The organism is Rhodoferax sp. LS1R11 (assembly GCF_056521395.1).
This window is the reverse complement of the sequence record NZ_JBWMAW010000038.1, coordinates 1-2,131: the sequence shown is the minus strand read 5'-3', so window position 1 is coordinate 2,131 and position 2,131 is coordinate 1. Positions and strand designations below refer to the sequence as shown.

Annotated in this window: 3 protein-coding genes; all 3 read right to left on the bottom strand. The window is 56.5% G+C overall.

The genetic code is table 11. The features are described from left to right. A partial coding sequence (locus AC097N_RS21170; RefSeq protein ID WP_479584045.1) for an NAD-dependent epimerase/dehydratase family protein occupies positions 1-470 on the bottom strand: 470 nt, incomplete at its 3' end. A gap of 3 nt (positions 471-473) precedes the next feature. Continuing rightward, the gene (locus tag AC097N_RS21165; RefSeq protein ID WP_479584044.1) at positions 474-1,391 is read right to left on the bottom strand and encodes a transketolase family protein; all 918 of its coding nucleotides are present in this window, start codon (positions 1,389-1,391) and stop codon (positions 474-476) included. Further along, on the bottom strand, positions 1,388-2,131 hold a 744-nt coding region (locus AC097N_RS21160; RefSeq protein WP_479584043.1), incomplete at its 5' end, for a transketolase. The genes AC097N_RS21165 and AC097N_RS21160, both read right to left, overlap by 4 nt.

Below are 2,131 nucleotides of genomic sequence, written 5' to 3'. Positions count from 1 at the left end.
TGACGGCATTCCGCATGCAGTTTGGCCACGCCATACCAATCTTGCGGCTGAAGGCCATTGATCGGTATTACAGCTTTCGAGTTTTCATCGACTGGTGCTTCAAAATTTGAACCATAGGCTGCGCCACTGCTCAAAAAAATATAGCGACACAAGGGATGATGGCGCACATAGTTCAGTGCCAGTTCATCGTATTGCAATGTGATGTCAAAGATGGACGCTCCCATTGCCGCTGCCTGTGCGGGGTTGCCCACCCCCACAAAATTGAGCAGGGCATCAAAGTGTTCATTGACGCTGAATGCTGTGAAATCGGCTACAACATAACGATTCGCGAGGCCCACCTCCGCAAGCCATGTGATGAGGGCTTCAGGACGTCGCGCATAGAGCGTCAACGTATGATCGCTTTGCGTGGAGAACGACAGCACCAGATCTTTGGCGATCTGACTGGTGGCGCCGAGTAGGGCGATACGCATGGTTCAGACGGTTGTGAGATAACGGCCAATGCGCTGGGTGATGGCCAGTTGATCCAACCCGTGTTCCTTCAGCAAATACTCATAGGTACCGCAGTAGTGAGAGAAGCGGTCATTCACGCCAATTCGCAGCACATGCACGGGGGCCAACTCGGAGGCGATTTCAGCAACCACAGAGCCCAGGCCGCCTAACACCGAGTGCTCTTCCAGCACCACAACCACGCGACTCTGCTGGCAAATGTCAGCGACTTGTTTGACATCAATGGGTTTGATGAACGGAACGCTCCAAACGGGGGCGTGTGGATAATTCGCTGTGGCAATATTCACGGCCGTACGCACCAGAGATCCGGTCGCCATGAAGGTCAGGTCACCGTTTGCACCGGGCTTCGCCTCTAACAAACGGCCCACCTCGGCCGCCAACTGGCCTGCATGCACATCGCCGCGGTCTGACTTTCCCATCCGCAAATAAACCGCTGACCTTGACTGGTAGGCCCGCTCCATGCACAGGGCGACCTCAAACCGGTCCGCTGGTGAATAGACCGATAACTCAGGGATGGCTCTGGTACAGGCCATGTCCTCCGTTGACTGATGGCTCGTACCCAGGTGGCTATAGACAAACCCGGCCCCGTCGCCGATAAACACCACGGGGAGCTTGTCATGGGCCACATCGAGTTTGATTTGTTCCAGCACACGTACGGGAATGAATGCACTCAGGCCATAGACGAATGGCCTGAAGCCTGCACGGGCCAACCCTGAGGCCATCCCGACCATATTCTGTTCTGCGATACCCGCGTTGATGTATTGCGTCGGGCACTCGCGCCGGAAATCATCAAACAAGGCATAGCCATGGTCACCGGTCAGGAGCAACACATGGGGGTCGGCCTTGGCCAGACGCACCAGTGCTTCAGAAAACGCCGCCCTCATGACACCCGCCCGGCCATCGCCGCCAAGGCCTGGGCGTAGGTTTCAGCATCAAGCCGCGTGTAATGCCACATGTTGTTGTTTTCCATGAAGGGGACGCCCTTGCCCTTGACGGTCTTCGCGATGAGTGCTTTGGGGCGTGTCGATTCGCTGGCCCAGAGCTGGATGATCGCACCGTCAATGGCCAATTCATCATGACCATCGATGGTGAGTGCCTCGAAGCCGAAACTCTCGAATTTGGCCTGGATCGAGCCCAGGGCGATGACCTCCCGGGTGCTGCCCATGGCTTGGAAACCGTTCTCATCAACAATGACCATGAAATTCTTGAGCTCATGGTGGGCGGCGAACAAGGCGCCCTCCCAAACAGGCCCTTCATTGATTTCGCCATCACCAACGAGTGTGAACGTCTTTTGATCGGTGCCACGCAACTTGGCACCCATTGCCAAACCCACGGCGACCGAGAAGCCGTGCCCCAGGGAGCCGGAGGTCGCCTCCAGGCCGGGGACGCGTGAATCGGACAATCCTTTGAGTTCACTGCCATCTGCAAAATAACCCGAGAACGCATCGTCGTTGAGCCATCCCATTTCCCGCATGCATGCGTACTGGGCCATGACACCATGGCCTTTGCTGAGCACAAAGTAATCGCGATCTCTGGCGCGCGGATCGTTGCCGGGAAAGCGCAGATGACTGCGGTACAAAACCGCCAGCAGCTCAATGATCGAGAACGCACAGCCGATATGGAC

Bases quoted from the DNA above. Each gene is read 5' to 3' on its own strand.
- AC097N_RS21165 (WP_479584044.1), bottom strand. From the start codon at position 1,391: ATGAGGGCGGCGTTTTCTGAAGCACTGGTGCGTCTGGCCAAGGCCGAC.